The sequence below is a fragment of the Phormidium sp. CCY1219 genome, assembly GCF_035615515.1.
In the GTDB taxonomy this organism is placed as follows: domain Bacteria; phylum Cyanobacteriota; class Cyanobacteriia; order Cyanobacteriales; family Laspinemataceae; genus CCY1219.
The window spans coordinates 1-7809 of record NZ_JAJENT010000814.1 but is presented as its reverse complement, the minus strand read 5'-3'; the positions used below and the strand labels follow the sequence as shown (position 1 = coordinate 7809).

The following is a 7809-nucleotide window of genomic DNA, read 5'->3' as shown; positions in this document are numbered from 1 at the left end:
GCCACCCACCCCCAGGGACAGGGAAACTTCATATTTTTTTTAAGATTCGGCGGCATTAAATGAGCAAGGGGTGCTATAATTTAAGTAGCAGCTTAGCCTGCTGAAACCCTATGCGCAGGCAGGGCACTTAAGCAATTTGTGCAATGCTTAAGTGCCCTGCCTGCGCCGATAAATTATTATCGATTTAAAAATCACTAGATTCCCCAGGACTAGGGGAGTCGGCGCGGCGGTAACGCCCTGACCAGGCCGAATCGTTGATTTGTTTTATATGGTAGGGCAATTTCGCGCATGTGTCAAGGGGGGGGAAGGGAAAAAAATGGGCAGGCAAGATGCCTACCCAAGGGGAGGGAGAGCAGCCGTTGAGGCTGGAGGGGTGGAAGCTAGCTAACGATCGCGCTGACCAGCAGTTGCACGTTATCGGAGATCGCGGTAATCGTCTGATGGGTAACGGGCAAACTATCCACCACCATACCCGCGCACAGCAGCATCAGATAGAGAATCGAATACTTAAACAGCGATCGCGCCTTATCCCGGTCTGGCGGGTCTTGCAACAACTGCCATGCCTTGCGGGCGAACCAGCCGCCCAACAGCACCGCCGCGACGGCATAGAGCCATCCAGTAGCCTGCAAGGGATAAACCAACAGCAGGGTCAGGGGCAAAAGCACCAAAGTATAAATCCAGATTTGACGGGCCGTTTCCTCATCCCCTTCAATCGTCGGCAACATGGGCACTTTCACCGCCGCATAATCATCGCGAATCATCATAGCCAACGCCCAGAAGTGAGGCGGCGTCCATAAAAATATCAGCGCGAACATCACCCAAGGTGCCCAAGTGAGAGTCCCCGTCACGGCAGCCCATCCCACCAGCGGCGGAATCGCCCCAGCAGCGCCGCCAATCACGATATTTTGCGTGCTGTGGCGCTTGAGGAAGTGAGTGTAAACCACCACATAGAACAAAATGCCCGACATCGCCAACAGCGCCGCCAGCAAATTAGCGAATGCCGTCAGCAGGGTAAAAGAAGTCACCGCCAGAGCGATCGCGAAAATCAGAGCATCGCGCGGTTGCACCCGACCCGAAGGAAGCGGTCTATGGCGAGTGCGCTCCATAATGTAATCGATATCGCGATCGTAGAGACAGTTAATCGTATTTGCCGAAGCCGCCGCCAGGGCACCACCAGCGATCGTCACCAATACCAGCAGCGGGTCTACTTCTCCCCGGGCCGCCACCCACATCGACGCCGCCGTAGTAATCAGCAGCAGCAGGATAATCCGAGGTTTGGTCAACTGATAGTAACTTTTGCATACTTGCCAGAAATTGTCGTGATGACGTTGCGAACTCGTCCCAATAATGTCTTGCATCGATTTTGTCTTTTCGTTTTCTTTTCCTTTCAGCAGTTCAGACGCTTCTAGAGTCTGTCTGATTCTCTTCACAATGGCAACGCAATGCGGGTGCAGGAGATTGCGCCGACCCCACATTGCACTGACCCGAAAACTTCACACCCGATCGCCCGACTTTAGCGCGATCGCGCAGGGCCAAACCGGTAAACGCCACCAACAGGCCCAATAAAGCCGCCCCCGTTGCTTGGTGAGACACCGTGAGGAGTTCCACCTGCAAGCGCCAGTAAAACGTGGCCACGCCCAGGGCAATTTGCAACAGTAACAACAATCCCGCCGATTGGGCAAGCTGACGCAGGGTGGGATGCAATGCAGGCGTGCGCCATGCCATCACCACCAAGGTGAGGATTGCCAGGGTAGCGGGGACAACGCCAGCAATGTGGCTATTCATCACCGTGCATAGCCGATCGTACCCCAAGCACTGATGAAGTGCCCATTGCGATCCCACCAGCCCCCCTAGAATACTTTGCCCGTACACCAAAATCGCGCTCACTAAGCCCACCCAAGGCAACTTGCCCACACTGCCCGTGGGGCGATAAGGCATCAAGGCGATCGCGATCGCCAGCAGGGTGGCAAAAAACAATAACGCCGTCCCCAGATGAGCGGTGACGATATCGAAGCGCAGCAATTGCGTGACCGTGAGTCCGCCGAGAACCCCTTGAAAGACGATTAAACCCAATGCGCCCACCGAAGCCCAAGGCAACCATCCCGGAAGTGCCCGACGATGCCAGGTCGATAAACCCACCAGCACAAGGGTGCTCAGCCCAATCAACCCCGCATCCAAACGGTGAAACCATTCCAGGAACACCTGAAAATTCATCTGTTGCGTGGGGACTAACTCACCGTAACACAACGGCCAGTCCGGGCAAGCCAAACCCGCATTCATCACCCGAGTGGCACTCCCCACCGCCATCAACAGCAACGTGGCGATCGCGATTTTCCAGACCAAGCGCCGAATCCGATCCCTCGCCTGAGACTGGTTCGGCGCGATTTCTGAATTGGGATCCAGGAGTAAGTTTGCCATATGTGCTTTTCCCATTCAAGTCCAAACTCATACTAATCTACTGCCTGAGTTGCGCTTCGGCGATTCAGCGCCCCTTGGCCAAGCATTGTTATCGCCTCTCGAGTCGCCAGGGTGTAGCGAGTTATGCAATTTTGAGATTTTTTGCCAATTGCGATCGAACGTTAAAAATTTTCACCCTGATGGTGGAAAGGTTAACATTTCGCGCCCCATCGGCGCGGTAGGTAGGGGGACGCAGGCCCACCGCCTTCCCCGGCGATCGCTTCGAGAGCAATCGTGCAATCCCAAAAAAAATCTAAAGATTTACCCCCGCCGCCACCGACTTGCCCCAGCGATCGGACGCCAGGTAGATCCACAAGTTGCAAAAAATTGCTAAGTTAGCACAGAAGCAAGCAAACCAAAAACCGCCGAAGTCCGGACAACCCCGGACAGCACGTTCCATCGTGCCGAGGCGGAGTGTTTCATTTCAGGAGGTACACAGAGAGTGAAAATACCCAGTGCCATATCAGCCATGTTGGCCGGAATTGGTTTAACCCTGATCAGCCTGTGGTACGGTCAAAACCACGGTTTGATGCCCATAGCCGCCTCAGAAGAAGCGCCCTGGGTCGATGGACTATTCAACACCATGATGACCATTGCCACGGGTCTGTTCGTACTCGTGCAAGGAATTATCATCGTTGCCATTTGGCGATTTAGGCAACGCCCGGGCGACGACAGCGATGGGCCGCCGATTCACGGGAACGTGCCCCTAGAAGTGCTGTGGACGGCAATTCCCGCCGTGCTGATCATGGGGATCGGAATTTACAGCTTTGAAGTGTACAACTCGATGGGCGGACTCGATCCGATGGCTTCCCACGACTCCCACACGATGCAGGCCCAGGCCCAACCCGGAGCAGCGATCGCCGCCACCCTCCCGGAAAACGAACCCGAAGCCGACGCAACACCGAGCAAAGCTAAAAAAATGCTCGCCCTCGGCGTCGGGGCCTCCCCGAAAACCCAAGGGCAATCCCCCTTTGTGAATGTCAACGTCCTCGGGCTTCAATTCGCCTGGATTTTCACCTATCCAGACTTGGGCATTACTTCCGGAGAACTGCATATGCCCGCCGGCAAAGAAGTGCAGCTAACCATCAGCGCCAACGATGTGATCCACGCCCTGTGGATTCCGGAATTTCGCCTGAAACAAGATGCGATTCCCGGACGGGAAACCGAATTGCGCTTCGTGCCGCAAACAGTGGGAAATTACCCGCTACTCTGCGCGGAACTCTGTGGCTCCTACCACGGGGGCATGAAAACTCGCGCGATCGTCCACACCCCGGAAGACTACCAAGCGTGGGTTGAAAGTCAACTCGCCGCTCAGCCAGAGTCTGGGAATACGGTGGCCATTAATCCAGCGGAATTATCCGAATCCGACTATCTCGAACCTTTAGGGGCTGAAATGGGAATTACCCCGGAGGCGATCGCGCAATTGCATAACTAACGCGATCGCCCTTTCTCCCACTCGAAGCGCGAAAAAATTGCCTTCTCAGATTCATCTGTGACACCCATTTACTTATGGCACAAGTAGAAGAAACATCAACCCTAGAACAAAACCCCGAATCGGAACAAGGAGAAAAAACTCCACTGCGAGAATACTTTAGTTTCAGTACCGACCATAAGGTGATTGGCATTCAATACCTAGTCACCAGCTTTATTTTTTATCTGATTGGCGGTGCTTTGGCCACCGCAGTTCGCACGGAATTGGCCACCCCAGAAGTGGATTTTGTTACCCGCGAACTGTACAACAGTTTATTTACCATCCACGCCACGGTAATGATTTTCCTGTGGATCGTTCCTGCAGGTACCGGCGCATTTGGCAACTATCTGATTCCCCTGATGATTGGGGCGCGAGATATGGCGTTTCCCCGCTTAAATGCCGTGGCATTTTGGCTGATTCCCCCTGCCGGTATCTTGCTGTTGTCTAGCTTTTTTGTGGGCAATGGTGCAGCCGCAGGGGCGGGATGGACTTCCTATCCGCCGTTAAGCACGATGGGGGATAAAGTTGGAGAAATGATTTGGATTCTCAGCGTGTTATTGCTGGGAACTTCTTCGATTCTCGGGGCGGTGAATTTTGTCACCACCATTTTGAAAATGCGGATGCCCGGAATGGGGTTAAACGATATGCCCCTGTTCTGTTGGGCGATGCTCGCCGCTTCGGTGCTGATTTTGATGTCTACGCCGGTTTTGGCGGGGGCACTGATTCTGCTCAGTTTCGACTTGCTGGCAGGAACGGCATTTTTTAACCCAATGGGTGGCGGCGATCCGGTGGTATATCAGCACATGTTCTGGTTCTATTCCCACCCGGCGGTGTATATTATGATTTTGCCGGTGTTTGGGATAATTTCGGAAGTGATGCCGGTTCACTCGCGCAAGCCGATTTTTGGCTATCGCGCGATCGCCTATTCCAGTATGGCGATTAGCTTCCTCGGCTTAATCGTCTGGGCGCACCACATGTTCACCAGCGGCACTCCCGGTTGGTTGCGGATGTTCTTTATGATCGCTACCATGATCATCGCCGTGCCTACGGGCATTAAGGTGTTTAGCTGGCTGGCTACTATGTGGGGTGGCAAAATCCGCTTGAATAGTGCCATGCTCTTCGGTATGGGTTTTGTCTCCATGTTTGTTATCGGTGGCCTCAGCGGGATTATGATCGCTTCGGTGCCGTTCGACATTCACGTTCACGATACCTATTTCATCGTGGCTCACCTGCACTATGTTTTGTTTGGCGGTAGCGTGTTCGGTCTGTATGCCGGCATCTACCACTGGTTCCCGAAAATGACCGGTCGGATGATGAATGAAACCTGGGGGCGGATTCATTTTGCTCTGACGTTTGTTGGGTTTAATCTGTGCTTTTTGCCGATGCATTATTTGGGCCTGCAGGGAATGCCTCGCCGGGTGGCTGAGTATGACCCCTCTCTGGCACCGGTGAATATGATTTGCACCATCGGCTCTTATCTGCTGGCTGTTTCTACGTTTCCGTTTCTCATCAATGCGGTGTGGAGTTGGCTCAAGGGCCGTCAGGCTAGTGGCAATCCTTGGAATGCCTTGACTCTGGAGTGGCAAACGGCTTCGCCGCCCCCAGTTGAGAATTTCTTCGGCGAACCGGTGATGAAAACCGGTCCGTATGATTATGGGATGAACGGTCGCAACCCGGATCGGCAATCGAATACGCCAATGCTCTCGGGCGGACCGACGGTTTCTTAATCTGCGGCTGACTCTGCTAGGGGAGTGGCTGTTTCCCCTAGCTCTGAGGCTGAAATTTTACTGTTTAATTATCGCAACTGAACTATGCAAGGAACCATTGACACGAGCGATCGCGCTCTGGAAACCGAACACCGTGCGGGTATCCCGGGCGGTCATCATGGGGAACATCCGGACCATCGCATCTTTGGCATTATTATGTTTCTGGTGGCAGAGTCGATGATTTTTCTCGGCTTGTTTGCCGCTTATCTAACGTTTCGCGCTGTGGCACCGGTTTGGCCTCCGGAAGGGAGTCCGGAGGAAATGGAACTCCTACTCCCTGGGGTGAACACGATTATTCTGATTTCTAGCAGTTTCGTGATTAATCGTGGTAATAAGGCAATTAAGGAAAATGATGTGAGCGGTCTGCGCCTCTGGTTTGCCGCTACGGCTGCAATGGGTGCGATTTTCCTGGTGGGCCAGCTTTACGAGTATTTTCACACCGGCTTCGGTCTGACGGATAATATCTTTACCAGTACGTTTTACGTGCTCACTGGCTTCCACGGTTTGCACGTGACGTTTGGTTTGCTGTTGATTTTGGGCGTGTTGTGGCGATCGCGCTACAAATACCACTATAGCAGCGAAAGTCACTTTGGCCCGGAAGCTGCGGAAATCTACTGGCACTTCGTTGATGTGGTCTGGATCGTTCTGTTTACTATTTTATATCTCTTGTGAATTTCCCTGGCGCTGTGGCCTAATTCCACGCGCTGACTCCTCCATTTTCCATCAACCCCCCCAAGGGGTTTTTTTGTCTGGAAATTGAAAGTTTACAATGGAAAATTGGCAATTGGCAATTGGCAATTTGAAAGGTGGGGAAATTGGCAAAATTTCTTTTTTCTCCTCTTGACACCCGGTGAAAAATTGACTATATTACTAATTAGCGATAAAACGAACGAGCGAGGAGAGGTCTTCTACGGGCGGCGATCGCGGTTGAGGTGAATGTCACCGAAAGCGACGCCGAGGGAAGTAGGGAGGTTATCCAAGCGATCGCTCGTCAACCCACTGCATTAGAGCCAGAGGAGAGCAGAGCATGAACCTGAGCACGGACAAACAACTGCAAGAAATCGATGCGGCGACGTTAAAACAATTGCTCGATCGCCAACAGGTGCGATTGATCGACGTGCGCGAACCAGCAGAATACGCCGGAGAGCATATTGCCGGCGCGGAATTGATGCCCCTATCGAGTTTCGACCCCCGGAAAATTCCGTTTGAACAGAACCAGCGGGTGGTGCTGCAGTGTCAATCAGGGAACCGCTCTTCTCAAGCTGCACGACAGGTTCTCAATGCCGGTTTTCCGCAAATTACGCACCTCAACGGCGGAATTTCGGCATGGAAAGCCGCAGGATATCCCACCATTGTGAATAAAAAAGCACCGATTAGTTTGATGCGTCAGGTGCAAATTGTGGCCGGTTCTTTAGTGCTAACCGGAACCTTACTCGGGGCGTTTGTGTCGCCTTGGTTTTTAATTCTCAGCGGATTTGTCGGGGCGGGTTTGCTGTTTGCCGGTATTTCCAATACCTGCATGTTGGCGCGCTTGTTGGCCAAACTGCCTTACAATCAGCGAATTTAGATGGGTAATGGATGATGCGATCGCCGCATCTGATTGTTCGGGTGGGGCGATCGCTTTTTTTTGGCGTTTGGGAAAATCACCTAAAATTGCGCTGAAGTAACAGGTAAACCCTCGCGAAACCATTACTATGCCTAGGGGCAAATCGGGCAGGGGAATCGAACGCAATCACCCGCTGAGGGGAAACCGCGATCGCCTCCCCACTTCTGTTGTGTCTCGTACCTTGACGGTAGATCGGGTAATTAAATTGATGTCACCCCTGGCGAATACCACTGCTTATTGAAGCTGACGAGCACAGGCTTTAAGCTGTTGGGAAAATTCTTCGCTTTCTAAAAGCTGCGTCATTTCTACCGCCGCATTTTGGATCTGACGCAGATGCTGAAGTTTTTTCTCTTCCGACCAACTATTGTTATAGCACTCGAGTAAATCTGCCGAAGATAAAATCGTGGTCAAGGGGGTTCGCAGTTCGTGGGAAATCATCAGAAATTAGGGTTGGTAAGGGGGAGAACGGAAACCCTCGTCATTTATGCGTAGGGAGGAGTTCTCCCCCC

At 52.8% G+C, this 7809-nt stretch carries 8 protein-coding genes; 5 read left to right on the top strand and 3 right to left on the bottom strand.

Annotated elements, in window-relative coordinates; genetic code table 11:
• Positions 1-380 precede the first annotated feature (380 nt).
• Together LKK83_RS25470 and LKK83_RS25465 are read right to left on the bottom strand one after the other, a co-directional pair.
• On the bottom strand, positions 381-1358 hold the full coding sequence (locus tag LKK83_RS25470; protein WP_324634253.1) for a heme o synthase: 978 nt from the start codon (positions 1356-1358) through the stop codon (positions 381-383).
• A gap of 37 nt (positions 1359-1395) precedes the next feature.
• Positions 1396-2418: a COX15/CtaA family protein gene (locus tag LKK83_RS25465; protein WP_324634252.1), complete on the bottom strand. Its 1023-nt coding sequence runs from the start codon at positions 2416-2418 to the stop codon at positions 1396-1398.
• Between the two features lie 481 nt (positions 2419-2899).
• Between LKK83_RS25465 and LKK83_RS25460 the strand changes: the two genes are divergently transcribed.
• The 5 genes from LKK83_RS25460 (at position 2900) to LKK83_RS25440 (ending at position 7541) form a co-directional block, all read left to right on the top strand.
• Positions 2900-3892, top strand: a complete 993-nt coding sequence (locus LKK83_RS25460; RefSeq protein WP_324634251.1) for a cytochrome c oxidase subunit II — start codon at positions 2900-2902, stop codon at positions 3890-3892.
• A 74-nt stretch (positions 3893-3966) separates the two neighbouring features.
• Positions 3967-5655: a cytochrome c oxidase subunit I gene (gene ctaD, locus LKK83_RS25455; protein ID WP_324634250.1), complete on the top strand. Its 1689-nt coding sequence runs from the start codon at positions 3967-3969 to the stop codon at positions 5653-5655.
• Between the two features lie 84 nt (positions 5656-5739).
• A complete protein-coding gene (locus LKK83_RS25450) occupies positions 5740-6366 on the top strand; it encodes a cytochrome c oxidase subunit 3 (protein WP_324634249.1) in 627 nt (208 codons plus the stop codon).
• 355 nt (positions 6367-6721) lie between these two features.
• Positions 6722-7261, top strand: a complete 540-nt coding sequence (locus LKK83_RS25445) for a rhodanese-like domain-containing protein (protein ID WP_324634248.1) — start codon at positions 6722-6724, stop codon at positions 7259-7261.
• Between the two features lie 127 nt (positions 7262-7388).
• Positions 7389-7541, top strand: a complete 153-nt coding sequence (locus LKK83_RS25440) for a hypothetical protein (protein WP_324634246.1) — start codon at positions 7389-7391, stop codon at positions 7539-7541.
• On the opposite strand, the gene LKK83_RS25435 is transcribed toward LKK83_RS25440, so the two are convergent.
• A complete protein-coding gene (locus LKK83_RS25435) occupies positions 7535-7738 on the bottom strand; it encodes a histidine kinase dimerization/phospho-acceptor domain-containing protein (protein ID WP_324634245.1) in 204 nt (67 codons plus the stop codon). The genes LKK83_RS25440 and LKK83_RS25435 overlap by 7 nt on opposite strands.
• Between the last annotated feature and the right edge of the window lie 71 nt (positions 7739-7809).

Coding starts and splice junctions, on each gene's coding strand:
- LKK83_RS25470 (WP_324634253.1), bottom strand. CDS start 1,358: ATGCAAGACATTATTGGGACGAGTTCGCAACGTCATCACGACAATTTC.
- LKK83_RS25465 (WP_324634252.1), bottom strand. CDS start 2,418: ATGGCAAACTTACTCCTGGATCCCAATTCAGAAATCGCGCCGAACCAG.
- ctaD (WP_324634250.1), top strand. CDS start 3,967: ATGGCACAAGTAGAAGAAACATCAACCCTAGAACAAAACCCCGAATCG.
- LKK83_RS25450 (WP_324634249.1), top strand. CDS start 5,740: ATGCAAGGAACCATTGACACGAGCGATCGCGCTCTGGAAACCGAACAC.
- LKK83_RS25445 (WP_324634248.1), top strand. CDS start 6,722: ATGAACCTGAGCACGGACAAACAACTGCAAGAAATCGATGCGGCGACG.
- LKK83_RS25440 (WP_324634246.1), top strand. CDS start 7,389: ATGCCTAGGGGCAAATCGGGCAGGGGAATCGAACGCAATCACCCGCTG.
- LKK83_RS25435 (WP_324634245.1), bottom strand. CDS start 7,738: ATGATTTCCCACGAACTGCGAACCCCCTTGACCACGATTTTATCTTCG.